Source organism: Streptomyces sp. NBC_00286, from assembly GCF_036173125.1.
Classification (GTDB): Bacteria; Actinomycetota; Actinomycetes; order Streptomycetales; family Streptomycetaceae; genus Streptomyces.
The window spans coordinates 3,074,005-3,099,043 of the sequence record NZ_CP108054.1 but is presented as its reverse complement, the minus strand read 5'-3'; the positions used below and the strand labels follow the sequence as shown (position 1 = coordinate 3,099,043).

The following is a 25,039-nucleotide window of genomic DNA, read 5'->3' as shown; positions in this document are numbered from 1 at the left end:
CATGAAGGCTCACACGTCCCGCTTCTCCAGCAGGACGTAGGCGCCGACGAACGCGGCGGCCGTCACGCCCAGCATGATCCACAGCGGGTCCCAGCCGGACGGGCCGGTCTCGCTGAGGGACTGGGAGTAGAAGACGCTGAGCTGGTTCGGGATCGAGTACTCGAGGAGTGCGTCGCGTACGTCTTCGAGGGACTCCGTGAACATGAACATCGCGATGACCAGCGGAGCGAGCAGTGCCCCGATCATGATCGTGATGGCGCCCGCCGAGTGCCGGACGAGCGAGCCGACGATGAGCGAGAGCAGTCCGAGCAGCGCGATGTAGAGGCTGATCCCGACCGTGCCCTTCAGCCAGTCCTCACCGGTGGGATCGCCCGCGCCGTTGCCCTCCAGCATGACCACCTGGGCGAAGCCGACGATCGTGGCGGACACCACCGTGACCACGAACGCGACCAGGAAGAACACGATCGCCTTGGCCACCAGCACCCGCGCGCGGCTGGGGCACGCGGTCATCGTGGTCCGGATCATGCCGGTGCCGTACTCGGAGGCGGTGGTGAGCACGCCGAGCGTCATGATGCACATGCTGCCGAGGAGCAGCCCGAAGAAGCCCAGCGACAGCGGGGGCTCGCCGTCCAGATCCGTCGAGGAGGCGGCGACGGCCGCACCGGCGGCCAGCCCGATGCCGACCACGAGCAGGATGAAGACACCGAGCGTCCACATGGTGGACCGTACGGACCTGATCTTCGTCCACTCCGAGGCGATGGCATGCCCCAGGTGCGTACGCGTGATGGGAATCGGCGAGGTGTACGAAGGACCGGGCGCCGCCTGCCAGTTGGGCGCGGCCTGCTGCTGCATCTGTGGCTGGGGCGTACTCATCGGGCGTCCTCGGGCTTGGTCATGTCAGGAGCGGCGGGCTGCGCGGGAGCGGCCTGGGCGTACGGGTTGGGCTCGCCGGGGCCGCCGGGCGCGGCCGGCGCCCCGTACGGGCCCGCAGGCTGTCCCTGCGGCATCGCGAACGGCTGGCCGCCCTGCTGGGGCGGCGGCGGGGCGTACCAGCCCGGCTGGCCCTGCCCGGGCACCGGCATCTGCGGCGGTGGCATGGCACCCGGTGGCATCTCTTGCTGGAGGCCTGCACGCTGGTCGTCGGTCGAGCGGTAGTCGACGGCGCCCTGCGTCATCCGCATGTACGCCTCCTCCAGCGAGGCCTGGTGCGGGGACAGCTCCCACAGGCGTACGTCATGGCTGTGCGCGAGGTCGCTGATGCGGGGCAGCGGCAGGCCCATGATGCGCAGCGCCCCGTCCTGCTCGGGCAGCACCTGGCCGCCCGCCTCGGTCAGCGCCGCCGTCAGCTTCTCGCGCTGCTGCGGTTCGGCATCGGGCGTCCGTACGCGCGCGAAGTCCGCGGAGTTGGCCGAGATGAACTCCTTGATGTTCATGTCGGCCATCAACTGGCCGCGGCCGATCACGATGAGGTGGTCGGCGGTCAGCGCCATCTCGCTCATCAGGTGCGAGGACACGAAGACCGTACGGCCTTCCGCCGCAAGGGACTTCATGAGGTTGCGGACCCACAGGATGCCCTCGGGGTCGAGTCCGTTGACCGGCTCGTCGAAGAGCAGCACCTGAGGGTCGCCGAGCAGCGCGGCGGCGATGCCGAGGCGCTGGCCCATGCCGAGCGAGAAGCCCTTGGAGCGCTTCTTCGCCACGTCCTGGAGGCCCACGACCCCGAGGACCTCGTCCACGCGGCGGGCCGGGATGCCGGACAGCTGCGCCAGGCACAGCAGGTGGTTACGCGCGTGCCGGCCCCCGTGCACGGCCTTGGCGTCGAGCAGCGCGCCGACCTGGCGGGGGGCGTTGGGCAGCCTCCGGTACGGATAGCCGCCGATCGTCACCTGCCCCGCGGTCGGGTTGTCCAGGCCGAGGATCATCCGCATGGTCGTCGACTTGCCCGAGCCGTTGGGCCCGAGAAAGCCGGTGACGGCACCTGGCCTCACCTGGAAGGAAAGGTTGTACACGGCCGTCTTCGCGCCATAGCGCTTAGTCAGGCCGACTGCCTCGATCATTCTCCGCACCCATCGACAGGTCAGTGACGTCGGGACGCATGCCCCCGTAAGGGTTAGGAGGATAACGGTCGGCTGACGGTTCCCACCAAGTTCGGGTAAAACACAGGCCCCCTGCCTGAGAGCAGGGGGCCTGTGAAGCGCCCCTGTAAGGGGCGCGGGGCTGTATCTATCTGCGGCTCCGCCGCGATGGGGGTCCCCCCGCTCGAGCGAAGCCGAGAGTGGGGGAGCGACCAGCGACGGACCCGCAGTGTCCCGACGAACCGAACTTACCGAGACTGCTGAGCCGGAACTCCACGAGAGATCGGCTCATCCTGCTCCGGCGTGCCCGCGGCAGCGACAGCCGCCCCGGTCAGCGTCGCGAGCATCTCGCGCACGTTCGTCAGCTGAGCGTTGATCGAATCGCGGCGGTTGGTCAGAGCCGCAAGCTCGCGCTCGGATTCCGACCGGATCCGGTCCGCCTTGGCGTTCGCGTCGGCCACGATGTCCTCGGCCTGCCGCTGAGCCGTCTCGACGGTCTGCCGGGCCCGGCGCTCCGCGTCCGTACGCAGCTTCTCCGCCTCCAGGCGCAGCTGCTCCGCGCGGTGCTCGATCTCCGCGAGGCGCTTCTCGGCCTTGGCCTGACGCGAGGCCAGGTCGCGCTCGGACTGCTCGCGCCGCTTGGCGAGGTTCGTCTCGAAGTCGGCGGCGGCCTGCGCGGCCTTGGCGCGGGTCTCCTCGAAGAGGGCGTCCGCCTCCTCGCGCTTGGACGCCGCGTCCTTCTGCGCCTCGGCACGCAGCTGAGAGGCGTCGCTCTTGGCCTTCTCGACGATCCGGACGCCTTCGTCCTCCGCCTTGGCCTTGCGGTCGGCGGAGAACGCCTCGGCGTCGTTGCGTACCTGCTGGGCGGCGGACTCGGCGAGCTCGCGGTGCTGCTCGGCCGCGCGACGGGCCTCCTCGCGCAGATCCTTCGCCTCCTCCTCGGCGAGGCGGAGGATCTTCTCGACGCGCGCGCCGAGACCCGCGTACGACGGCTCGGCGTCGTTCACCTGAGCCTGGGCGTTCTGCGTCTCGAGGTGGAGTTCCTCGATGCGCTTTTCCAGGGCGGTGATACGGGCCAGAGCGCTGTCACGGTCGGAGACGAGCTTCGAGATGCGTTCGTCCACCTGAGCGCGGTCGTACCCACGCCGCACAAGCTCGAAGCCGTAGGGGGAAGTGTCGCTCATGGGGTTCCTGTCGAATGAGACCGGTGAGGTGATAGGTGGAATCCTAGGGGTCAAGGCGGCGCGTCATCGAGCAGAAGACAGACTTGGTATGGAGAATGACGCCCTTTTTGATGGCTAACGGTCCGCAGCGCACCCAGGACACGGTGTCACAGGCCCCGAGCGAGTACGAAACCGGCCGTTTTGGCTAGCTTTCCGAGGACTTGCCACCCGAACGGGTCGCACCGGCTGCCGCGCCCGCCTTGACCCCCGAGTCCTTGCCGCTCGTGGGGGCCTCGAAAGACTCCAACGCCTCGAGGACGTCCTGGACACGGGAGATCTCCGCGTTGATGTCCTCGCGGCGGCGGACCAGCACCTCCAGCTCGCGCTTGCCCTCCTCGACCATCCGCTTGGCGTCGCGCTCGGCGTCGGAACGGATCTGCTCGGCCTCGGCGATGAGCGCGGTCTTCTTCTGCTCGGCCTCCTTGAGGAGACCCTCGGCCTTGCGCACGGCGGCGATACGGACCTTGCCCGCCTCGGAGTTGGCCTCCGAGACCATGTCCTTGGCCTTCGCCTCGGCTTCCTTCAGCTGGTCCTCGGCGGCCTTCACCAGCGCGTCGCAGCGCTCGCCGGCCGACCGCATCGCCTCGGCGGACTCACGGCGGGCCCGCTCGTGCAGCTCCTCGATCTCACCGGTGATCCGGTCGCGCAACTCCTCCGCCCGCTCCCGGATCGCTGTGGCGTCCCGGCGCGCGCCGACCAGCAGCTCGTCCGCGTCCGTACGGGCCCGCTCCACATACGAGTTGCCCTCGACGGTCGCCTCGGAGACCAGCCGCTCCGCTTCGTGGCGGGCCGCGCCCACCATCGTGTCGGCCTGCGTCTCGGCGTCCGCCGTGGTCTTCTGCGCGGTCCGCCGGGCCTCGGAGGTCAGCTTCTCCGCTTCGGCCGTCGACTCCCGGATGAGCTTGTCGACCTGCTCGGCCGCCTCGGAACGCCGCTTGTTGGCGTCCTTGCGGGCCTCGTCCATCAGGCGGTCGGCCTCCTCGCGCGCCTCCGCCCTGACCCGCTCGGCCTCCGCCTCCGTCTCGGCCTTGAGCCGCTGAGCCTCGCCGCGCACCCGCTCGGCGTGCTGCCGTGCGGAGCCGACCGTCTCGGCGGCCTCGGCGCGCAGCCGCTCGGCGTCGCCCGTCGCGTCCGAGATCAGCTTCTCGGCCTTCGCCACGGACTCGGCGCGAACCCGCTCCGCCTCCGTGTTCGTCTCTGAACGGAGCCGCTCCGCCTCGGAGCGGGCCTCGCCGATGAGGTTGTCGGCCTGGGTCGCCGCGTCGGAACGGAGCCGGTTCGCGTCCTCCCGGGCTTCCGAGCGGAGCCGGTCGGACTCGGCGATCGCCTCCGAAACCGTGCGCTCCGCAAGGGACTTGGCGGCCTCCGCCTCCTCCCGCGCCTCCCGCTTGAGACGGTTGCCGTCCTCGGCGGCCCGCTCCCGCTCGGCGTAGGCATCGGCGCGGACCCGGTCCGCCTCCTCCTGCGCCTCCGTGCGCGTACGCTCCGCCGCGTGCTCGGCGGCGCTGCGCAGGCCCGCGATCTCGTCCTGTGCCTGCTCGTGCAGCCCGGCCACGGAGTCCCGTACCTGCTGCGCGGTGTGCTCGGCGGCCGACACCATCTCGGTGGCGCGCCGGTCGGCCTCCTCGACCAGGCGCAGGGCCTCGGCCTGGGCCTCCTCCACGCGGTTGCGCGCCGAGGCCAGCAGCTCCTCGCTCTGCTCGCGGGCCCGCTCGCGCTCCTGGTCGGCCTCCTCGCGCGCGGTCCCGAGGATCTGCTCGGCCTCGCGGCGGCGCCGGGTGGCCTCCTCCTGGGCGACGGCCAGCGTCTCGGCACCCTCGGCCGCCAGCCGCTCGGCGGCGGCCTGCGCCTCCGCCCGGACCCGGTTCGCCGAGTCCTGGGCCTCCGACTTCAGCCGCTCGGCCTCGGCGGACGCCTCCGAACGCAGTCGTACGGCGATGGCCTCGCCCTCGGCCCGCGAGGCGGACGCATCGGAGGCGGCCTCGTGGCGCAGCCGCTCGGCCTCCGCCTCGGCCTGCGCCTGGAGCGCCCGGAGCCGCTCGGCGGACTCCGCGCGCAGCCGGTCGGCCTCCTCGACGGCCTCGCGGCGGATCCGCTCCGCCTCCGCGCGGGCGTCGGTCAGGGCCTCCTCGGCGGCGGCCAGACGCGCCTCGGCCTCCGTGTGAAGCCGGGTCAGTTCCTCGGCGGCCTCGGCCTGCCGGGCGGCGACGGCGCGCTCGGCCTCCTCGCGCAGCTCCAGCGCGGCCCGCTCGGCCTCTTCCTTGATGGTCTCGGACAGCTCGACGGCCTCCGCGCGATTACGCTCGGCCTCGTCGCGGGTGCGCTGCAGGGTCTCCTCGGCCTGGCGGCGCAGCGTCGTGGCGCGCTCGATGGCCTCGGTGCGGAGCTTCTGGCTCTCCGTCGTCGCGTTCGAGCGCAGCTCGTCGGCATCGGCCTTGGCCTTGGCGAGCAGCTCCTCGGCGGTCTTGGCCGCCTCCTCGATCTGCTGGACGGCCTCACGCCGTGCCTCGGCACGAATCCGCTCGCCCTCGCCGACCGCGTCGGCCCGCAGGGCCTCGGCCTCGCCGCGCAGCCGGCGCGCCTCTTCCTGCAGCTCGACGGTCTTGGCGCGGTACTCCTTGGTGTCGTCCTTCGCCGCGCCCTTGAGCTCCTCGGCGATGTCGTGCGCCTCGGCCCGCAGCCGGTCCGCCTCGGTCTCCGCCTCGCGGCGGATCCGCTCGGCCTCCTCGGTGGCCGCCTTGGTGGTCTTCTTGGCGTCCTCCGACGCCTTGTTCAGTACGTCCTCGGCGGTACGCGCGGCTGAGGACAGCTGCGAGGCGGTCTCCTCCGCGGTGGCGCTCCGGGCCGTCTCGGCGGCCTCGGCGAGGATCTTCTCGGCCTCCAGGCGGGCGTCGGTGACGACCTGCTCGGCGTCCGCCTTGGTGGTCTCCGCCTCCTTGGTGGCCTCGCTGACCAGCCGGGCGACCTGCTCCTTCGCCGTACGTGTGCGCTGCTCGTTGGTGGACTCGGCGCTGGCCAGGGCCTTGGCCGCGGCCTCCTTCGCCTCCGTGAGGACCTTGTCGGCCTCGGCCTGCGCCTCACGCAGCTTCGCCTCGGCCTCCGCCATGCGCTGCTCGGCGGCCCGGCTCAGCTCGGTGGCCTGACGGCGGGCCGACTCCGACTCGTTCGTCGTGGAGCTGCGCAGCTGCTCGGCGTGGTCGGTGGCCTCCTGCGCCTGCGTGGACGCGGCGTTCAGCAGCCGCTCGGCGTCCGTACGGGCCCGGCGCAGCAGCGCCTCGGCCTCCGCGCGGGCGGCCTCGGCATCGGCCTCCAGACGCTGCCTGGCCTCCGCGGAGATACGTTCGGCCTCGGCGCGAGCCGCGGTGAGCGCCTGCTCGGCCTCGGCGCGGGACTCGTCAAGGAGCCGGCGGGCCTGCTGCTCACTGCGGGCGCGCAGCTGCTCGGCCCAGGCGACGTTGTCGTTGACGTGCGACTCGACGGTCTGCCGGCGCTCGGCCAGCTCCTGGTCGAGCTTCTGGCGCCGGGCCACCGCCTCGGCGTGCAGCTCGGACTGGAGGCGGGCGGCCTGCTCGGCGTGCTCCTGGAGAATCCGCTGGGTCTGCGCGCGGGCCTGGCTCAGCTCCCGCTCCGCGTCCATCCGCAGCTGGTCGGCCTGGATCTGCGCGTTACGCAGCATCTGCTCGGCCTGATAGCCGATGTCGGCGCTGTCGAAGGCAGGACGGGACGCCAGATTGCGGCGCGCCTCATGCAGCTTGGCGCGCAGCACCTCGACTTGATAGCCGAGGTCCTCGGCGTGCTGGACGGCCTTCTCCCGCTCGGTCTTCAGCCGTTCCATCTCGGCCTCGAACCGAGAGAGGTGGTCGACGTCAGCCGCCGGCTCTCGCTCCTGGCGTTCGTAGCCCCGCACTGCGCGGTCCCATCCGTCCCCTGGTCGCAAGTCTCTCCAAACGAGCACCGTCCATCCGCCGAACGGGGCCCCCGGGGAATGGTGTCAGATCCACGGCGGAGCATGGGCTGCTGCCCCGACGCTCGTCCCCCGAAACCCGGACCCCGGCCCGCGGCCGCCCTCCCGGAGCGACGACCGCATCCAACCCTACCGGGCCCGATCGACCCGGGTGCCTGGCCAACCTGCTTTTCCGGCCGGGGGATCCGGGGTCCGAGGCACAGTGGCCGACGGAAAGTCCCCAGACCATGACTTACGGACTTCAGTGCCCGGACGACTCAACGGCCCCCTCACCAGTGGACTCCTTGGGCGCGGACGTCACCAGTTCGGTCAGTACGCCGTGGCAGTCCTTGGGGTGCAGGAAGGTGATGCGCGACCCCATCGTGCCCCTCCGAGGCTCGTCATAGAGCACGCGTACGCCCTTGTCCCTGGCGTCGGCCGCGTCCGCGTCGACGTCCGGGGTGCCGAAGGCGATGTGGTGCACGCCCTCGCCGTTCTTGGCCAGCCATTTCGCGACGGTGGAGTCCTCGCGGGTCGGCTCCAGGAGCTGGAGGTAGGTGGCGCCGCCGTCGGAGGTCTCGTTGATCTTGAGCATGGCCTCGCGTACGCCCTGCTCTTCGTTGACCTCGGAGTGGAAGACCTCGAAGCCGTACGTGGCACGGTAGAACTCGACGGTCTTGTCCAGGTCGAAACAGGCGATCCCGATGTGGTCGATTCGCGTCAGCATGGTGTTAGTGCAACGCTCCGCGCCCGGTTACGCAACGTGCGCGCGATCACACGCCCCGCCGGATGACGGTTGGCCTACCGCTCAGTACATTTTAGTAAACCCTCGTTCACTCCTCAGCTGTGCAAGCTGGAAGGGGATCGCTCCTCATGACTGGAACGAACAGCACCACCTCCGTGATCGTCGCGGGTGCCCGCACCCCGATGGGACGGCTGCTCGGCTCCCTGAAGTCCTTCTCGGGAGCCGACCTCGGTGGATTCGCGATCAAGGCCGCCCTGGACCGTGCGGGGATCAGCGGCGACCAGGTGCAGTACGTGATCATGGGCCAGGTTCTGCAGGCCGGGGCGGGGCAGATCCCGGCGCGGCAGGCCGCGGTCAAGGCCGGCATCCCGATGAACGTCCCGGCGCTCACCGTCAACAAGGTCTGCCTCTCGGGCCTGGACGCGATCGCGCTCGCGGACCAGTTGATCCGGGCCGGCGAGTTCGACGTCATCGTGGCCGGCGGCCAGGAGTCCATGACGAACGCGCCGCATCTGCTGCCGAAGTCCCGTGAGGGCTTCAAGTACGGCGCGATCGAGATGCTCGACGCGATGGCGTACGACGGCCTGACCGACCCGTGGGAGAACGTCCCCATGGGCCAGTCGACCGAGAAGCACAACACGAAGCTGGGCATCGCGCGCCCCGAGCAGGACGAGATCGCCGCCCTGTCCCACCAGCGCGCCGCGGCCGCCCAGAAGAACGGCGTCTTCGAGGCGGAGATCACCCCGATCGAGATCCCGCAGCGCAAGGGTGAGCCGGTCGTCTTCAGCAAGGACGAGGGCATCCGCGCCGAGACGACGACCGAGTCGCTGGGCAAGCTGCGCCCGGCGTTCGCCAAGGACGGCACGATCACGGCCGGTTCGGCCTCGCAGATCTCCGACGGTGCGGCGGCCGTCGTGGTCATGAGCAAGGCCAAGGCACAGGAACTGGGCCTCGAGTGGCTCGCGGAGATCGGCGCCCACGGGAACGTGGCCGGTCCCGACAACTCCCTCCAGTCCCAGCCCTCGAACGCCATCCAGCACGCCCTGAAGAAGGAGGGCATGGATGTCTCGGATCTTGACCTCATCGAGATCAACGAGGCCTTCGCGGCCGTCGCGGTCCAGTCAATGAAGGACCTCGGGGTGTCCACGGAAAAGGTGAATGTCAACGGCGGCGCGATCGCCCTCGGCCACCCGATCGGCATGTCCGGCGCCCGTCTCGTACTCCACCTCGCCCTGGAACTGAAGCGGCGCGGCGGCGGAGTGGGCGCGGCAGCCCTGTGCGGCGGTGGCGGCCAGGGTGACGCGCTGATCGTGCGGGTACCCAAGAGCTGAAGCCCTTCCTGTCCCATCCCAGAACGGAGCTGTTCATGCAGGACGTCCCCACACTGGTGGCCCAGGCCAGGGAAGGCCGGCCGCGGGCCGTGGCCCGGCTGATCTCCCTTGTGGAGGGGGCGTCCGAGCAGCTCCGCGAGGTCATGGCGGCGCTGGCACCGCTCGCCGGGAACGCGTATGTCGTCGGGCTCACGGGTTCGCCGGGCGTGGGCAAGTCCACGTCCACGTCCGCGCTCGTGACCGCGTACCGGCGGCAGGGCAAGCGGGTCGGCGTCCTCGCCGTCGACCCGTCCTCGCCGTTCTCCGGCGGAGCACTGCTCGGCGACCGCGTACGGATGTCCGAGCACGCCTCCGACTCCGGCGTCTACATCCGTTCCATGGCCACCCGCGGCCACCTCGGCGGACTCGCCTGGGCGGCGCCCCAGGCGATCCGGGTACTGGACGCGGCGGGCTGCGACGTGGTCCTCGTCGAGACGGTGGGCGTGGGCCAGTCCGAGGTCGAGATAGCGTCCGAAGCCGATACGTCGGTGGTGCTCCTGGCCCCCGGAATGGGCGACGGAATCCAGGCGGCGAAGGCGGGAATCCTGGAGATCGGCGACGTATACGTCGTCAACAAGGCCGACCGCGACGGCGCTGACGCCACGGCCCGCGAACTGAACCACATGCTCGGCCTTGGCGAATCCCGCGCCCCCGGCGACTGGCGCCCTCCGATCGTCAAGACGGTCGCCGCGCGCGGCGAAGGCATCGACGAGGTAGTCGAGGCCCTGGAGAAGCACCGCGCCTGGATGGAGGAGCGAGGAGTCCTCGCCGAACGCCGCCTCGCCCGCGCCGCCCACGAGGTCGAGACGATCGCCGTCACGGCCCTCCGGGAGCGCATCGGCGACCTGCACGGTGACCGCCGCCTGGGCGCTCTCGCGGAGCGGATCGTGGCGGGGGAGCTGGATCCGTACCGGGCGGCGGATGAGCTGGTGGCGGGCATTACGGAGGGCTGAGGGGCATCCTCAGGGGGCGGCGGCCACGAGTCGCAGGCTTCCGTGCCGCGTGCGAGCCTGAGTTCCTGACGGTGATCATCTCGACCGGGGGGACCGGAAGGAGCCCGCCACGTGACCGCGCCCCCTGCCCCCGCGTCGCCTGTCCGTCTCGAAGCCTCGCTCGATCCCCGGCTGTCCCGATGGCTGTGGCTGGTGAAGTGGCTTCTCGCCATCCCGCACTACATCGTGCTGTTCTTCCTGGGGATCGCGTTCGTGCTCGTGACGATCGTCGCGTTCTTCGCCATCCTGTTCACCGCCCGGTACCCGCGGTCCCTCTTCGACTTCAACGTCGGCGTGATGCGCTGGAACTGGCGCGTGACCTACTACGCCCACACCGCACTCGGCACCGACCGGTACCCGCCGTTCACTCTCGCGGACGTACCCGACTACCCGGCGCATTTCGACGTCGCCTATCCCGAGCGGCTCTCCCGCGGCCTTGTCCTGGTGAAGTGGTGGCTGCTGGCGATCCCGCAGTACATCGTCGTCGGGTTCCTGGCCGGCGGCTGGGGTTCGGGGGAGCACGGCTGGCGGGGCGGCGGCCTCATGCCGTTCCTGTCCCTGGTGGCGGTGGTCATCCTCGCGTTCACCGCCCGCTACCCGGGACACCTCTACGACTTCCTGCTCGGCCTCGCCCGCTGGACCGCCCGCGTCATGGCTTACGCCGCGCTGATGACCGACCAGTACCCGCCGTTCCGGCTCGACATGGGCGGGCAGGAGCCGTCGACGGCGAAGGTCCCGGCGCCCGACTTGAGCAAGTGACGGAAAGAACGCCTCAGGCGGACAGGTGCCGTTCGACCGTCTCCACCTTGGACGTGAGGCCGTCCGTCACGCCGGGACGGACGTCCGCCTTGAGGACGAGCGAGACACGCGGCGCGCGTTCCTCGACCGCCGCGACGGCGCGCTTGACGACGTCCATGACCTCGTCCCACTCGCCTTCCACGGACGTGAACATCGCGTCGGTACGGTTCGGCAGCCCCGACTCGCGTACGACGCGCACCGCGTCGGCCACGTACTCGCCCACGTCGTCGCCGACGCCCAGCGGCGTCACGGAGAAGGCGACGATCATGCGTTGACGATCCCTTCCTGGCGGGCGCGCGACGCGATGACCGCGTTCTCGGCCTCGCGCTTCAGCTTGCGCTCGGCGACGAAGCCGCCGGCCGGGAGGACGGAGAGGATGAAGTACAGGGCCGCCGTCTTCAGGGACCACTTCGTACGGTTCCACGCGTCGGCCCAGAAGAGCACGTACAGGATGAAGAGGACGCCGTGGATCATGCCCATCACGGGCACCGCGTTGAAGTCCGTGGTCCGCTTCAGCACCGAACAGACGAGCAGCAGCAGGAACGAGATCGCCTCGGGTGCGGAGACCAGACGGAGGCGGCGGAGGGCGGAGGCGGTCTTGATGTCCACGAGTCACCTTCGATGGCAGTGGCGGTAGAGGGTCACGCTTTGCGGCGGTTTGTGAACGTACGCACAAGCGGCTCCCATTGTGGCATCCGACGCCGACACGGACCGGCGTGGGGGGCCGAACCGCGTTCAGGGGTTCGACCACGCGTCCCGCACGGGTCGCCCAGCGGTGCGATCAGGGTGGGTTCAGGGTCGGGATCATCCCGGAGGATCTGTCACCGGCCGCGCCCGGCGGCTACCTTCACACCGTGGCGATGTTCCGACTCCAGGGCAGCAAGGTGCTGGCCGTCGACATGACCGGCGATGCCGTGAAGGCGAAGAACGGCTCGATGGTGGCGTACGACGGGCAGATGGACTTCAAGAAGATGAGCGGCGGCGGGGAGGGGATACGGGGGATGGTGACCCGGCGCCTCACCGGCGAGCAGATGACGCTGATGGAGGTGAAAGGGCACGGGACCTGCTGGTTCGCGGACCGGGCGAGCGAGATCAACCTCGTGACCCTCCAGGGCGACAAGCTCTTCGTCGAGTCGAGCAATCTGCTCGCGACGGACTCGGCGCTGCGTACGGGCACGTCCTTCACGGGCATGCGCGGCGCCTCGCAGGGCAACGGCCTCTTCACGACGACCATCGAGGGTCACGGCCAGGCGGCGATCATGTCCGACGGTCCCGCGGTGGTGCTGCGAGTGAGCTCGCAGTATCCGCTGACCGTCGACCCCGGGGCGTACATCGCCCACCAGGGCAATCTGCGGCAGTCGTTCCAGTCAGGTGTGACGTTCCGCACCTTCATGGGCGAGGGCGGCGGCGAGGCCTTCCAGATCCGCTTCGAGGGCGACGGGCTCGTGTACGTACAGCCCAGCGAGCGCAACACCATCGGCGGGGAGGTCTGATGCCGTTCCGCGAGGTCAACTCGAAGGTGATCGAGGCCACGGTCGCGCCGGGGCAGCGGCTGTTCAGCCAGCGCGGCGCGATGCTCGCGTACAAGGGCGAGGTCTCCTTCACCCCGAACATGCAGGGCGGCCAGGGCGGCGTCATGTCGATGATCGGCCGCCGGGCCGCGGGCGAGGCGGCGCCACTGATGACGGTGGAGGGCTCGGGCACCGTCCTGTTCGGACACGGCGGCCACCACGTCGAAGTGATCAACCTCACAGGCGACACCTTGTACGTGGAGGCGGACCGGCTGCTGGCCTTCGACGGGACGCTGGAGCAGGGCACGATGTTCATGGGCTCGCAGGGCGGGGTCATGGGCATGGTGCGCGGCCAGGTCACCGGCCAGGGCCTGTTCACGACGACCCTGAAGGGCCACGGCGCGGTTGCCGTCATGGCGCACGGCGGGATCATCGAGGTGCCGATCACTCCGCAGCGCCCCGTCCACGTCGACCCGCAGGCGTACGTGGCGCATCACGGCGACGTACGCAACAAGCTGTCCACCGCGCTCGGCTGGCGCGACATGGTGGGCCGCGGCTCGGGCGAGGCCTTCCAGCTGGAGCTGAGCGGCAGCGGCGCGGTGTTCGTCCAGGCCTCGGAGGAGAAGCTGTGACCGCCTACCCGGGGACGGGCCCCGTGATCCACGACCCGATGACGCTGCCGTCCGACGACAACGTCAACAACTACACCTTCTGTGTGGAGCTCAAGGGGAGCGAGTGGTTCCTGCAGAAGGGCAAGATGATCGCGTACTACGGCTCGATGGAGTTCAACGGCATCGGGCACGGGCGACTGGACCGTCTTGTCCGGACGTCATTTCATTCGCCGTTGCACGCAAGCGACTGGGTCGTGGCCTCGGGCTCGGGCAAGATGCTGCTCGCCGACCGGGCCTTCGACGTGAATTCGTACGATCTGGACGAGGGCAACCTGACCATTCGCTCAGGCAACCTCCTAGCTTTTCAGCCAAGTCTCGCGCTCAAGCAGTCGATCGTGCCGGGCTTTCTGACGCTCATCGGGACGGGCAAGTTCGTGGCCGCCTCGAACGGTCCGGTGGTGTTCATGGAGCCGCCGATCCGGGTGGATCCGCAGGCCCTCGTCGGCTGGGCGGACTGCCCCTCGCCGTGCCATCACTACGACCACGGCTATATGACAGGCCTGATGGGCGGTCTACGTGCCCTGACGGGCATGGGCGGGGCCTCGGGGGAGGAGCATCAGTTCGAGTTCGTGGGCGCCGGCACGGTGTTGCTGCAGTCCAGCGAGACGCTGATGGCCGAGCAGGTGACGGGGCTGACTCCGAACGAGCCGGGGGTACCCGGTGGTGGCGGGGCACACGGTGGGCAACCGTCCGGATCACCGCGCCTTCCCGGACAGCTGGGAGATCTACAGCGTCGCTTCGGGCTGTGAGCGGTAGTCTGCGGAGTGTGACATCGAACGCGTGCGCACCGACAGCTGAATAAAACCCTCATAAGTTCACCTTTCAACATCTTAGGTAGAATCCATTCATGGAGACCGAAACGGCCACGCCCTGGCTGACCGATGCGGAGCAGTGCGCCTGGCGCACCCACCTGGAGGTCAACAGGTTGTTGACGTACCAGCTCGAAAGGGACCTCCAGCCGTTCGGCCTGACAATGAACGACTACGAGATCCTGGTGAACCTCTCGGAATCGGAGGGCCTGCGGATGCGGATGAGCGACCTCGCGGCCGCCACCCTCCAGTCCAAGAGCCGCCTCTCGCACCAGATCACGCGTATGGAGAACGCGGACCTGGTGCGGCGGGAGAACTGCGAGTCCGACCGCCGTGGGCTGTACGCCGTGCTTACGGACCACGGCATGGACACGATGAAGAAGGTCGCGCCACACCATGTGGCGTCTGTGCGGCGGCACTTCATCGACCTCATCCCGCCGGAGGAACTGGAAGCACTCCACAAGTCCCTGACGCCGATCGCGGGACATCTGCGGGGGCAACGGGGTCGACCGTGACGGCGAGGCGCTGAGCGCTTGGCTGGGATGGTGTTCGAAGCTGCGGGTCCGGTTGTGGCTGGTCGCGCCCACGCGGCGGAGCCGCAAATGTCACAGCCCCGCGCCCCTAAGAGGCCTGCGGCCTCCTTAGGGGCGCGCCTCACCTCGCCTCCAGGCGGTAACCGGCCCCCCGTACGGTCCGGATCAGCGAGGCGCCCAGTTTGCGGCGCAGGGTGCTGATGTACACCTCGACGATGTTGGGGTCGCCCTCGTAGGCGAAGTCCCAGACGTGCTCCAGGATCTCGGACTTGGAGACGACTTCGCCGGCCCGCACCACGAGCTGCTCGAGGACCGAGAACTCCTTTGCGGTGAGGGCGATTTCTTCCTCCTCGCCCCGGAAGACGCGCCGCGCGGCGGTGTCCACCCTGAACTCACCGATCACATGCACGGGGGACGCGCCCGCGGATCCGCGCCGCCGGAGCAGCGCCTTCACACGGGCCACCAGGACGACGTACGAGAACGGCTTGGTGAGGTAGTCGTCGGCGCCCGTGTCGAGGCCCTCCGCCTCGTCGTACTCGCCGTCCTTGGCGGTGAGCATGAGTATGGGCACGTCGTGACCGGCGGCGCGCAGGGCGGCGCACACCCGGTACCCGTTCATGCCGGGCAGCATGATGTCGAGGATGACGAGGTCGTACGCGCCCTCGCCGGCCTGGTGCAGGCCGGCCCGGCCGTCATGGACGACGTCCACGGCGAAGCCCTCGGCTGTCAGTCCCTTGGCGAGGGACAGGGCGAGCCGCTTTTCGTCTTCCACGATCAACAGGCGCATGGGGTCAGCTTCGCAGGGCGAACCTGAAACGGTCTTCAGGGTGCTTCAGCTTCGCTTCAGCGGGCCTTCGGCAGATTGGTCCACGTCGAACACGGCGTAGCAGACCAACTCGGGAGGAAACCCCATGAAGCGCAACATCGTCATCGCCACCATCGCCGCCGCGGCCCTCGTGGGAGGCGGCACGGCGACGGCACTCGCGGTCACGAGCGACGACGGGGCGGCGACGACGAAGCCGTCGAGCGTGCGGCCGGCCGGGGACGGTCGCGATGACGACGGCCGTGACGAGGACGCGGGCGACACCGACGGCCGTGACGTGGACGGGCGTGACGCGGACGACGGTGGCACCGACGCCCGTGACGCCGACGACGGCCGTGACGCCGACGATGGCCGTGGCGACGACGAAGGTGGCACCGACGCCCGTGACGCCGACGACGGCCGTGACGATGACGGCCGTGACGCCGACGACGGCCAGGCCGGCGCCGGCCGGTCCGACGACGCCGCTCAGGGCGCGTCCGGCAAGGTCACAGCGGCCGAGGCCATCAGCTCCGCCCTCCGCCACACGCCCGGCACCGCGGTCTCGGCCGACCTGGACGGCCCGGACGACGGTGGCCCGGCGGCCTGGGACGTCGACGTCCTCGCCAAGGGCGGCACCTGGCACAGCATCCAGATAGACCCGGCGACCGGCAAGGTCCTCGGCTCGCACGTCGAGCAGGAGGACGGCGCCGACACCGCGCAGGTCCGCGCCGCCCTGAAGGGCTCGTCCGTCTCCGCGGAGGAGGCCGCGAAGGCCGCCGCCGCGAGGGGCACGGTCACGTCGGTCGACCTGGACGAGGACGGCAAGTCCAAGGCCTGGGACGCCGAGACGCGCGCCTCGGGCGGCACGGAGCGCGAGTGGAACGTAGACCTGAAGACCGCCAAGGTCACGGCGGACAAGTCCGGTGACCAGGACTCCGCCGACGCCGACGCCGACGCCGACGCCGACGCCGACGCGGACGCTGACGACGCGCACGACGCTGACGACGACGGCTCGGACAGCTGAGTCAGCCGACACGACGGGCTCAGCTGCCCTCTACCGACTCAGCGTCTGAACGTCAGCGGGAGACTTCCACAGCCTCCCCGGTGTGCACCGCCGGGGAGGCTTTGCCGCGCCAGGACGCGAGCGCCGCGACCAGCGCGGCACCGCCGGACGCGGCGAAGCACAGGGCGAGCGGCAGCTGTCCGACCAGCAGTCCCACCGCGGCGGCACCGGCCGAAGAGCCGGCGTTCACGGCGGTGTTGACCCACGCACCGGCCTGGGTGCGAAAGCCCGGCGGCGCGGCTTCGTCGGCGAGCAGGTACGAGGTGGTGAGTGCCGGTGCGACGAACAGCCCCGCCACAGCCATGGCGGCGGAGAGCGTCAAGAGGCCCGGTGCCCAACCGGCCGCGCCCAGGGCGAGGGCCAGGCCGACCGCGAGCAGCGGAAGCCGAACGCGGGCGGACACACGCCAGTTGACGGCACCGTTCAGGAGCCCGCCCACCGCACTGCCCGCCGACAGGGCGGCAAGTACCCAGGCGATGGCGTCGTCCCCGTGATGCCGCTGCTCGGCGAAGGCCAGCACCAGGAGTTCGACGGCTCCCAGCGCGAGCCCCACTCCTCCGGCGACCACGACGGGTTGGAGCAGCCCACGCCAACCCCGCATCCGCAGGCGTACGCGCGAGGCCCGTACGGTCACGCCTCGCACGGCCGGAGACATGGCGAACCCGAGGGTCCCGACCCCCACCAGCACGGCGCTGACGGCGACCCCGGCGGCGGGAGGCGCGAACCCGACGACCAGCCCCACCAGCAGCGGCCCGGTCACAAACGTCAGCTCCTCGGCGACCCCGTCCAGGCTGTAGGCACGCTGCAACAGCCGCCGGTCCGCGATGAGTTCACCCCATACGGCACGCATGGCGGCTCCGAGCGGCGGCGTACAGCTCCCGGCGGCGACGGCGACCACCCCCAACAGCACGGGCGGCGCCCCCGGCCGCCAGCTCACCGCGGCCAGCACGCCGAGCATCCCCGCGTACAGCCCGGCCATGGGCGGCAACGCCCGGCGCGGACCATGCCGGTCGATCAGGGCCGCCCGCAGGGGCGTCAGAACCACACTGGCGGCGCCGAAGAGCGCCATCACGGTGCCGGCCACGGCGTACGACCCGGTGGCCCGGCTCACCGCCAGCATCACGGCCAGCGAGACCATCCCGTACGAGAGTCGGCCGACGACGGCGGCGGTGAAGGTGCGCTTGGCATAGGGCATGCGCAGAACCGCGGCATACGAAGGCCGCGCTGAAGACGCAGCCATGCGAAGAGTTCCTCAAGAAGAGGGCGCCGAGACGGGCGCCCGGGCAAACAGGGACGCCTGATCCCCGCGACGGCGGCGTCGACACGCTGCCGATCGCGGGCCGGGTCGGGCCCTATGCCAAGAGGAGGAACACGCGGTCAACGTAACAGCGGGTGCCGGGAGTTGACCACCAGGGCCCTCGGGCCCCCGCGCAGCCAGCCGGGCGTGAATGCCATCGACGCGGCCGCCGGTGCCAGGTGCCGACGGCCGCCGGCCTCCAGGCCCGTCGAGCGCGGTCAGCACGGTGGTGGCTCAGTCGGGGTGCTCGGCACCGTCTGCTGCGTACTGCTGGCGCTGGAGGTGCGGCGTACGGGACGTACGGCGGGTGTCGGGGATCGATCCCGGGCGTCGGGGACCGATCCGCGAGACGGGGCTGACCAGGATATGACTGGCCGGTAGGGTCTTTGCCGTGCCGAAGCCGCTCAGTCTTCCTTTCGATCCCATCGCCCGCGCCGACGAACTCTGGAAGCAGCGCTGGGGGTCCGTGCCGTCCATGGCCGCGATCACCTCGATCATGCGCGCGCACCAGATCCTGCTGGCCGAGGTCGACGCGGTCGTCAAGCCGTACGGGCTGACGTTCGCGCGCTACGAGGCACTCGTGCTGCTCAACTTCTCCAAAGCCGGCGAACTGCCGATGTCCAAGATCGGCGAACGGCTCATGGTGCACCCCACGTCGGTGACGAACACCATCGACCGGCTGGTCAGGTCGGGTCTGGTGGACAAACGCCCCAACCCCAACGACGGTCGTGGCACGCTCGCCTCCATCACCGACAAGGGCCGCGAGGTCGTCGAGGCGGCCACCCGCGACCTGATGGCGATGGACTTCGGCCTCGGGGTGTACGACGCGGAGGAGTGCGCCGAGATCTTCGCGATGCTGAGGCCGCTGCGCATCGCCGCGCACGACTTCGAAGAGGCGTAGCAGCAGGGCGTACGGGGCCCGGGGGCGCCCGAAGATCGTACGAAACCGCCGGTTACGCTCGTACGCATGAAAAAAAGCGTGCTGACCCGCTACCGCGTCATGGCCTACGTCACCGGTGTCCTGCTGGTCCTGCTGGTGATCGGGATGGTCGGCAAGTACGTGCTCGACGTGGACGGCGCCGCGGACTTCACGCGCGTGGTCAGCATCGCGCACGGCTGGCTGTATGTCGTCTACCTGGTGTTCGCCTTCGACATGGGCTCCAAGGCGAAGTGGCCGGTGCCGAAGCTGCTGTGGGTGCTGCTCGCGGGTACGGTGCCGACGGCCGCCTTCTTCGTGGAGCGCAAGGTCACCCGCGAGCTGGAGGCCAAGGTCGTGGACGACCCGGCCGCGGTCGCGAAGGCCTGACCCATCACCGCCGTGGCGTAGTCCACGGCGGTCTCCCATCGACATTTACTTGGACGTCCTAGTAAATTCGAAGGTATGGACGCTGACGCCATCGAAGAGGGCCGCCGACGCTGGCAGGCCCGGTACGACGCTTCACGCAAGCGTGAGGCCGACTTCACGACGCTTTCCGGCGATCCGGTGGAGCCGGTGTACGGGCCGAGGCCCGGAGACACGTACGACGGGTTCGAGCGGATCGGCTGGCCGGGGGAGTACCCCTACACACGGGGGCTCTACGCGACCGGCTACCGAGGGCGGACGTGGACCATCCGGCAGTTCGCCGGGTTCGGGAACGCCGAGCAGACCAACGAGCGCTACAAGTCGATCCTCGCCAACGGCGGCGGTGGTCTGTCCGTGGCTTTCGACATGCCCACGCTCATGGGGCGCGACTCCGACGATCCGCGTGCGCTCGGCGAGGTCGGGCACTGCGGGGTCGCGATCGACTCCGCCGCGGACATGGAGGTCCTGTTCAAGGACATCCCGCTGGGTGATGTCACGACGTCGATGACGATCAGCGGGCCGGCCGTACCGGTCTTCTGTATGTACCTGGTCGCCGCCGAGCGTCAGGGCATCGACCCGGCCGTCCTGAACGGCACGCTCCAGACGGACATCTTCAAGGAGTACATCGCGCAGAAGGAGTGGCTCTTCCAGCCCGAGCCGCATCTGCGCCTCATCGGCGACCTGATGGAGCACTGCGCGTCGAAGATCCCCGCGTACAAGCCGCTGTCCGTCTCCGGCTATCACATCCGTGAGGCCGGCTCGACGGCCGCGCAGGAGCTGGCGTACACCCTTGCCGACGGCTTCGGTTACGTGGAACTGGGCCTGTCCCGCGGCATGGACGTGGACGTCTTCGCCCCCGGCCTGTCCTTCTTCTTCGACGCACACGTCGATTTCTTCGAGGAGATCGCCAAGTTCCGGGCGGCGCGGCGGATTTGGGCGCGGTGGATGCGGGACGTGTACGGCGCGAAGTCCGAGAAGGCGCAGTGGCTGCGCTTCCACACGCAGACCGCCGGTGTCTCGCTGACGGCACAGCAGCCGTACAACAACGTGGTGCGTACGGCGGTCGAGGCCCTCGCGGCGGTCCTCGGCGGTACCAACTCCCTGCACACCAACGCCCTGGACGAGACCCTGGCGCTGCCGTCCGAGCAGGCGGCCGAGATCGCCCTTCGTACGCAGCAGGTGCTGATGGAGGAGACCGGGGTCGCCAACGTGGCGGATCCGCTGGGTGGTTCGTGGTTCGTCGAGCAGTTGACCGACCGGATCGAGGCCGAAGCCGAGAAGATCTTCGAGCAGATCAAGGAGCGGGGGCTCAGGGCCCACCCGGACGGGCAGCACCCCATCGGCCCCATCACCTCCGGGATCCTGCGGGGCATCGAGGACGGCTGGTTCACCGGCGAGATCGCCGAGTCCGCCTTCCAGTACCAGCAGGCCCTGGAGAAGGGGGACAAGCGGGTGGTCGGGGTGAACGTCCACCACGGCTCCGTGACCGGTGACCTGGAGATCCTGCGGGTCAGCCACGAGGTGGAGCGGGAGCAGGTACGGGTGCTCGCCGACCGCAGGTCGGGCCGCGACGAGGCGGCCGTCCGCGGCGCCCTGGCCGCCATGCTGGCCGCCGCGCGGGACGGTTCGAACATGATCGAGCCGATGCTGGACGCGGTACGGGCGGAGGCGACCCTGGGCGAGATCTGCGACGCCCTCCGGGAGGAGTGGGGGGTTTATACGGAGCCGGCGGGGTTCTAGCGTCGGCGGTGCTGTCCGCTGAGGGCGGCGAGGGGTTGTTGTCCCCTCGCCGCCCTTTGTGTTCCGTGCCGACTTGATGCGTGGCTTGCTGCGTGATCCGTCCGGACGTTGCGCACGGATGGTGAAGTAGCCGTCACAGCAGGTGAGTTCGGGGCGGTAGACTTCAAGCCCGTGACGTGCCCGATGGGGCGCGTCCTCCCTTCACTCCGGGCCCCTTGCTTCCTCGGGGCCCGGCCCGACGAGTGCGGTCCCGGCACCGTGACTGGCCGCCTCACGTCGAAGGGAGGACGCCTCCGCATGGGCTGTCACGAGGAGCAGAAACCGACTCTCGTCATGCGGCTGATCCGGCTCTTGTCGGAGCGAGTGGCGAAGCACGCGAGGAGGTGGCTGCTCTGGTGGCTCACCAGGTAGCCGGATATCCCCACTCGGTCTGGGGACATCCGACTGGCTCCTGGTGAGCCGGGGCCTCGCTTGGAGTTGCTGCTCCGAGCGGGGCCCTCCTTCTCTGGTGGCTCAGCAGATAGTCGGATGTCCCCATACTAGGTAGGGACATCCGACAGGCTCCTGTGGAGCCGGGCCCCTCTCGGAGTACCCGCTCCGAGTGGGGCCCACCTGGTGGCTCAGCAGCTAGCCGGATATTCCCAACCAGGATGGGGACATCCGACGGGCTCCTGGTGAGCTTGGGCATCCGCTTGACTAAAGCATCACTGTCCTCAGGCGGCGCCCTCTCCGCATCCAAGTACAGCACACCAGCCCCCCGCCCAGCCCACGATCAGCCACCGTTCACGCAACCGCCCGCCGCGCGGACACGTCGCCGGCCACACCCAGGCCGAGGTGTTCGAACTGGGCGGCGGGATCCACTAGTCGAGCGGTCTCAGGTCGCCGCCGACGCCGTCAAGCCGTTCAGCAAGAGCCTCGTGAAGCTCCGCGTCCAGGCCGCGTCGACGGGCTCCGCGCTTACCAGGGCCCGATGTATCACCGCGCCCGCGATGACGTCGAAGATGAGGTCCGCGGTGCGGGCCGCGGCTTCGGGGTCGTTCTCCTCCGGGAGTTCGCCGCGTTGCTGAGCGCGGGCGCGGCCCTCCAGGACGAGGAGTTTCTGGCGTTCCACGATCGACGAGCGGATGCGGTCGCGTAGTGCGTCGTCGCGGATCGACTCCGCTACCACCGCCATCAGGCCGCTCTTCGCCTCGGGGCGGGCCAGGATCGCCGCGAACTGGAGGACGACGCCCTCGACGTCCGCCGCGAGGTTGCCGCGGTCGGGGAGTTCGAGTTCGTCGAAGAGGGCGGCCACCGCGTCCACGACCAGTTCGTTCTTGCCGGACCAGCGGCGGTAGAGGGTCGTTTTCGCGACGCCCGCGCGCATCGCCACATCGCCCAACGTCAGCTTGGACCAGCCCAGTTCGACCAGTGCCGCCCGCGTCGCCGCGAGGATCGCGGCGTCCGCGGCGGCGCTGCGCGGGCGGCCTCCTGTGGCGCGTGGGGCGCAAGTGCGGTTCTGCATCCGGTGACCATATCGGGCTGCTCCTGGGACTTGAGAAGGGCGGACAAGGTGAGGGAGATCACCGGGAGTTGGTTCCGTGGGGGTTCCCCGTCCAGTTACGCTACGGGTCGTAGCGAAAGCCTGCTTACGAGCGACGACCGCAGCGACGACCACGCGGCGCCAGGTGGGGACCCGGCGTCGAGCGCCTCGCGGCAGGCCCGGCTTTCACCGTGCTTTTCCGGTACGTACGCGGAAGGGGGAAGATGAACTCATGCAGCCACGGAACATGTCCATGAGCGGAGTCGTCGACCTCGCCGCGGTGAAGGCGGCCCAGGAGGCCAAGGCGAAGGCGGAGCAGTCGCGCGCCGAAGCGGCGAAGCAGGGCGGGGGAGGCGCTGTCGCCGCAACGAGCCTTGTCATCGACGTAGACGAGGCGGGTTTTGAGCGGGACGTCCTGCAGCGCTCCACCGAGGTGCCCGTCGTCATCGACTTCTGGGCCGAGTGGTGCGAGCCGTGCAAGCAGCTGAGCCCGCTCCTGGAGCGGCTCGCCGTCGAGTACAACGGCCGGTTCGTCCTCGCCAAGATCGACGTCGACGCCAATCAGATGTTGATGCAGCAGTTCGGGATCCAGGGGATCCCGGCCGTTTTCGCGGTGGTGGCCGGACAGGCCCTGCCGCTCTTCCAGGGCGCCGCCCCCGAGCAGCAGATCCGGGGCACCCTGGACCAGCTCATCCAGGTCGCCGAGCAGCGCTTCGGTCTGACCGGCCTCACGGTCGACGCGGACGCCGAGGCCGGGCCGGGCAGCGAGGCCGAGGCGGCTCCCACGGTGCCGGCCGGTCCGTACGACGCGCTGCTCGAAGCCGCCGTACAGGCCCTGGACGCGGGGGACTTGGGCGGTGCGGTGCAGGCGTACAAGAACGTGCTGAGTGACGACCCGGGTAATACGGAGGCCAAACTGGGCCTCGCCCAGGCCGAGTTGCTCCAGCGCGTGCAGAACGCCGATGCGCAGCAGGTGCGTAAGGACGCAGCCGAGAAGCCGGCTGACGTGCAGGCGCAAATCGCCGCCGCCGACCTGGACTTGGTGGGTGGTCATGTCGAGGACGCGTTCGGGCGGCTCGTCGACACCGTGGCGCGTACGGTCGGTGACGACCGGGACGCCGCGCGTGTACGGCTGTTGGAGCTGTTCGAGGTCGTCGGCAGTGACGATCCACGAGTGACCGCCGCACGCAGAGCACTTGCCCGTGCTTTGTTCTGACCGGTCCTGATCTGCGCATGATCCACCGGGGTAACCACTGTGACCCCTGTTGCGTGAGTGAGAGATTTGTCGACTGAGCGACCCCGCGGCCGCGTTTTACCAAATCTTGGTAAACGCGGCCGCTGTTACTTGGAGTAAGTGACGGGCGGTGATCTGTCGGATTCCGTCCAAGGATCAATGGTTTTGGTACTCACCTCGGGGGCACCCTGCGTCGTCGGCCGATACCGGCGGGTCGTTGAAGGGTTATCCGGCCGTTACTAGCCAGTAACGAACCCCCTTGCGGCGGCGGCGCGAATGGACCACGATCGGCCACGCTCGGTCCATTCCCGTTCCCGACAGCCAATCGGGGCAACGGGTTTCACTGGGTCCCCACCGAGTAGGAGCGGCGGCAGTGGCGTCACTCCTTGGACAGGGGGGTCTCTGCTTGCGAGCGGAGCCTGTCCGGCAGGTTGTGCGTGAAGTGTTCAGGCGCGACCAGTGGTTGTCGCTCGGGGGTGATCGCTTGTGTTGGGGCGCCCTTCGCGTCTCTGAGTACGGGCGCTCTCCTTCCCGAGGACGTAGCACTTCTCCCATCCCTGCCCGACTGAGCCGCCGACCGGGGGCCGTCAGGGCCGGAGATGTACGTCCGAGAAGGAGGAAATATGGAGTCCCATGTGCGTGGCGGGACGAGATGGAAGCGGTTCGCCGTGGTCATGGTGCCCAGCGTGGCCGCGACCGCCGCGATAGGCATGGCCCTGGCCAACAGCGCTCTCGCCGCGTCGTTCAGTGTGTCGGGTCAGTCGTTCAAGGTGACGACCGATCAGCTTGATGGCCAAGGCTTTTCGCAGTACGGCGCCATCGACGAGGGGTACACCCTCTCCGGCAAGAAGTCGATGCACCCCGTCGCCGTCTCGGCGTTCAAGACGGCGACGATCAAGAACCTGTGCCAGTCCGTCGTCACGCCGAACATCCCGGTGCTCGGCAATGTCAGCCTCGTCCTCAGGGCCGGTGCCGGTGAAACGCCGGTCGAGGCGGAGAACCTGTACATCGACGTCGCCGACCTGGAGGCCGACGCCGAGTTCCGCAACATCGACATCGGTGTGGCCGCCGGAGACGCCAACAAGGGTCCCGGCATCGCCAAGGGCGACAAGGCGAACCCGTACGGTTTCGCGCAGCAGGCTGACTCGGTCCAGCTCAAGGACGTGAAGCAGACGGCGTGGGCGACCACTGCCGGAACCTTCAAGCTGAGCGGGCTGACGATGAAGCTGTCCCCGGGCGTCAAGGAGTGCTACTAGGCACTCCGTGACGGGTGGGGGAGTCCCGCTTCCCCGCCCGTCACACCTCCTTCTCGTCTTTGAAGTCCGTATGTGAAGTCCGTACGCAGGTCCGTCGGATGTCGTCATTCGGC

At 69.6% G+C, this 25,039-nt stretch carries 24 protein-coding genes; 13 read left to right on the top strand and 11 right to left on the bottom strand.

Translation table 11 applies throughout. From position 1 onward, the window contains the following. Positions 1 to 9: 9 nt before the first annotated feature. The 5 genes from OHT21_RS13805 to mce form a co-directional block, all read right to left on the bottom strand. A complete protein-coding gene (locus tag OHT21_RS13805) occupies positions 10 to 873 on the bottom strand; it encodes an ABC transporter permease subunit (protein ID WP_328768575.1) in 864 nt (287 codons plus the stop codon). Continuing rightward, on the bottom strand, positions 870 to 2,057 hold the full coding sequence (locus OHT21_RS13800) for an ABC transporter ATP-binding protein (RefSeq protein WP_328768574.1): 1,188 nt from the start codon (positions 2,055 to 2,057) through the stop codon (positions 870 to 872). The genes OHT21_RS13805 and OHT21_RS13800 overlap by 4 nt, the downstream gene beginning before the upstream one ends. A gap of 266 nt (positions 2,058 to 2,323) precedes the next feature. Further along, positions 2,324 to 3,259: a cellulose-binding protein gene (locus tag OHT21_RS13795; protein ID WP_165340636.1), complete on the bottom strand. Its 936-nt coding sequence runs from the start codon at positions 3,257 to 3,259 to the stop codon at positions 2,324 to 2,326. Positions 3,260 to 3,443: 184 nt separating this feature from the next. Beyond that, entirely contained in the window at positions 3,444 to 7,205 is a 3,762-nt protein-coding gene (scy, locus tag OHT21_RS13790) for a polarized growth protein Scy (RefSeq protein WP_328768573.1), read from the bottom strand. A gap of 298 nt (positions 7,206 to 7,503) precedes the next feature. Beyond that, positions 7,504 to 7,968 carry a methylmalonyl-CoA epimerase gene (gene mce / locus OHT21_RS13785; protein ID WP_328768572.1) on the bottom strand — a complete coding sequence of 155 codons (465 nt, stop codon included), beginning with the start codon at positions 7,966 to 7,968 and terminating at the stop codon, positions 7,504 to 7,506. A gap of 146 nt (positions 7,969 to 8,114) precedes the next feature. Here mce and OHT21_RS13780 point away from each other — a divergent pair, with 146 nt between their 5' ends. The 3 genes from OHT21_RS13780 (at position 8,115) to OHT21_RS13770 (ending at position 11,107) form a co-directional block, all read left to right on the top strand. Beyond that, positions 8,115 to 9,317, top strand: coding sequence for an acetyl-CoA C-acetyltransferase (locus OHT21_RS13780; protein WP_328768571.1), 1,203 nt, complete (start codon positions 8,115 to 8,117; stop codon positions 9,315 to 9,317). Between the two features lie 35 nt (positions 9,318 to 9,352). Then, positions 9,353 to 10,309, top strand: coding sequence for a methylmalonyl Co-A mutase-associated GTPase MeaB (meaB, locus tag OHT21_RS13775; protein ID WP_165340632.1), 957 nt, complete (start codon positions 9,353 to 9,355; stop codon positions 10,307 to 10,309). 111 nt (positions 10,310 to 10,420) lie between these two features. Next, on the top strand, positions 10,421 to 11,107 hold the full coding sequence (locus OHT21_RS13770) for a DUF4389 domain-containing protein (protein ID WP_328768570.1): 687 nt from the start codon (positions 10,421 to 10,423) through the stop codon (positions 11,105 to 11,107). A gap of 13 nt (positions 11,108 to 11,120) precedes the next feature. On the opposite strand, the gene OHT21_RS13765 is transcribed toward OHT21_RS13770, so the two are convergent. Both OHT21_RS13765 and OHT21_RS13760 read right to left on the bottom strand, forming a co-directional pair. Next, on the bottom strand, positions 11,121 to 11,414 hold the full coding sequence (locus OHT21_RS13765) for an MTH1187 family thiamine-binding protein (RefSeq protein WP_328768569.1): 294 nt from the start codon (positions 11,412 to 11,414) through the stop codon (positions 11,121 to 11,123). Continuing rightward, positions 11,411 to 11,755 (bottom strand): DUF3817 domain-containing protein, encoded by a 345-nt coding sequence (locus OHT21_RS13760; RefSeq protein ID WP_165340630.1) that lies wholly within the window; start codon positions 11,753 to 11,755, stop codon positions 11,411 to 11,413. The genes OHT21_RS13765 and OHT21_RS13760 overlap by 4 nt, the downstream gene beginning before the upstream one ends. A gap of 251 nt (positions 11,756 to 12,006) precedes the next feature. Here OHT21_RS13760 and OHT21_RS13755 point away from each other — a divergent pair, with 251 nt between their 5' ends. The 4 genes from OHT21_RS13755 to OHT21_RS13740 all read left to right on the top strand — a co-directional run bounded on the left by OHT21_RS13755 (position 12,007) and on the right by OHT21_RS13740 (position 14,652). Next, complete coding sequence (locus OHT21_RS13755; RefSeq protein ID WP_328774076.1) at positions 12,007 to 12,639, top strand: AIM24 family protein; 633 nt, start codon at positions 12,007 to 12,009, stop codon at positions 12,637 to 12,639. Beyond that, positions 12,639 to 13,289: an AIM24 family protein gene (locus OHT21_RS13750; RefSeq protein ID WP_328768568.1), complete on the top strand. Its 651-nt coding sequence runs from the start codon at positions 12,639 to 12,641 to the stop codon at positions 13,287 to 13,289. Before OHT21_RS13755 ends, OHT21_RS13750 begins: the two co-directional genes overlap by 1 nt. Continuing rightward, positions 13,286 to 14,077 (top strand): AIM24 family protein, encoded by a 792-nt coding sequence (locus tag OHT21_RS13745; RefSeq protein WP_328768567.1) that lies wholly within the window; start codon positions 13,286 to 13,288, stop codon positions 14,075 to 14,077. The genes OHT21_RS13750 and OHT21_RS13745 overlap by 4 nt, the downstream gene beginning before the upstream one ends. A gap of 98 nt (positions 14,078 to 14,175) precedes the next feature. Then, positions 14,176 to 14,652, top strand: a complete 477-nt coding sequence (locus OHT21_RS13740) for a MarR family winged helix-turn-helix transcriptional regulator (RefSeq protein WP_328768566.1) — start codon at positions 14,176 to 14,178, stop codon at positions 14,650 to 14,652. 139 nt (positions 14,653 to 14,791) lie between these two features. Here OHT21_RS13740 and OHT21_RS13735 read toward each other — a convergent pair whose 3' ends face one another. After that, positions 14,792 to 15,457 (bottom strand): response regulator transcription factor, encoded by a 666-nt coding sequence (locus tag OHT21_RS13735; protein WP_328768565.1) that lies wholly within the window; start codon positions 15,455 to 15,457, stop codon positions 14,792 to 14,794. 124 nt (positions 15,458 to 15,581) lie between these two features. On the opposite strand from OHT21_RS13735, the gene OHT21_RS13730 reads away from it, so the two are divergent. Beyond that, on the top strand, positions 15,582 to 16,496 hold the full coding sequence (locus OHT21_RS13730) for a PepSY domain-containing protein (protein WP_328768564.1): 915 nt from the start codon (positions 15,582 to 15,584) through the stop codon (positions 16,494 to 16,496). Positions 16,497 to 16,548: 52 nt separating this feature from the next. On the opposite strand, the gene OHT21_RS13725 is transcribed toward OHT21_RS13730, so the two are convergent. Continuing rightward, on the bottom strand, positions 16,549 to 17,775 hold the full coding sequence (locus OHT21_RS13725; RefSeq protein ID WP_328768563.1) for an MFS transporter: 1,227 nt from the start codon (positions 17,773 to 17,775) through the stop codon (positions 16,549 to 16,551). 448 nt (positions 17,776 to 18,223) lie between these two features. Here OHT21_RS13725 and OHT21_RS13720 point away from each other — a divergent pair, with 448 nt between their 5' ends. The 3 genes from OHT21_RS13720 (at position 18,224) to OHT21_RS13710 (ending at position 20,914) form a co-directional block, all read left to right on the top strand. Further along, the gene (locus OHT21_RS13720) at positions 18,224 to 18,733 is read left to right on the top strand and encodes a MarR family winged helix-turn-helix transcriptional regulator (RefSeq protein WP_328768562.1); all 510 of its coding nucleotides are present in this window, start codon (positions 18,224 to 18,226) and stop codon (positions 18,731 to 18,733) included. A 66-nt stretch (positions 18,734 to 18,799) separates the two neighbouring features. Continuing rightward, the gene (locus OHT21_RS13715; protein WP_328768561.1) at positions 18,800 to 19,138 is read left to right on the top strand and encodes a DUF3817 domain-containing protein; all 339 of its coding nucleotides are present in this window, start codon (positions 18,800 to 18,802) and stop codon (positions 19,136 to 19,138) included. A gap of 75 nt (positions 19,139 to 19,213) precedes the next feature. Continuing rightward, the gene (locus OHT21_RS13710; protein WP_328768560.1) at positions 19,214 to 20,914 is read left to right on the top strand and encodes an acyl-CoA mutase large subunit family protein; all 1,701 of its coding nucleotides are present in this window, start codon (positions 19,214 to 19,216) and stop codon (positions 20,912 to 20,914) included. 305 nt (positions 20,915 to 21,219) lie between these two features. Here the strand turns inward: OHT21_RS13710 and OHT21_RS13705 are convergent, their stop codons facing one another. Next, positions 21,220 to 21,354, bottom strand: coding sequence for a hypothetical protein (locus OHT21_RS13705; protein WP_328768559.1), 135 nt, complete (start codon positions 21,352 to 21,354; stop codon positions 21,220 to 21,222). 434 nt (positions 21,355 to 21,788) lie between these two features. After that, positions 21,789 to 22,418: a TetR/AcrR family transcriptional regulator gene (locus OHT21_RS13700; RefSeq protein ID WP_328768558.1), complete on the bottom strand. Its 630-nt coding sequence runs from the start codon at positions 22,416 to 22,418 to the stop codon at positions 21,789 to 21,791. Positions 22,419 to 22,668: 250 nt separating this feature from the next. Here OHT21_RS13700 and OHT21_RS13695 point away from each other — a divergent pair, with 250 nt between their 5' ends. Further along, the gene (locus OHT21_RS13695) at positions 22,669 to 23,652 is read left to right on the top strand and encodes a tetratricopeptide repeat protein (RefSeq protein ID WP_328768557.1); all 984 of its coding nucleotides are present in this window, start codon (positions 22,669 to 22,671) and stop codon (positions 23,650 to 23,652) included. Positions 23,653 to 24,293: 641 nt separating this feature from the next. Beyond that, positions 24,294 to 24,926, top strand: coding sequence for a DUF6230 family protein (locus tag OHT21_RS13690; RefSeq protein WP_328768556.1), 633 nt, complete (start codon positions 24,294 to 24,296; stop codon positions 24,924 to 24,926). Positions 24,927 to 25,039: the final 113 nt, after the last annotated feature.